This is a genomic window from Aquimarina algiphila, assembly GCF_007489275.1.
Lineage (GTDB): Bacteria > Bacteroidota > Bacteroidia > Flavobacteriales > Flavobacteriaceae > Aquimarina > Aquimarina algiphila.
The window spans coordinates 1-261 of record NZ_VLNR01000266.1; the positions used below are offsets into that span (position 1 = coordinate 1).

General features: G+C 34.9%; 1 protein-coding gene. It reads right to left on the reverse strand.

The features are described from left to right. The coding region (locus FOF46_RS32280) for a hypothetical protein (RefSeq protein ID WP_167572063.1) at positions 1-261 on the reverse strand (261 nt) is incomplete at both ends.

The window sequence follows — 261 nt, forward strand, 5'->3', positions numbered from 1 at the left end:
TTAACTTTAAATCGATTATCTTTTACATGAAAGCCTCCAGAGCTTGGATTTTGAGTAGTCCAGGCTGTTGATCCAGAATCTGATGTTGTTCCTGTACTTAGGTTAAATTTTTCAAACCAAATATTAGTTTCGGTACCACCAGTAGAAGCTACATTTACCGATAAAGATGAAGTACATCCATTATTAGGGTTTGTTACTGTTAAGGAGTAATTTCCTGTTTGGCTTACAGTAGGGTTTTGTAATGATGAGCTGAAGTTATTA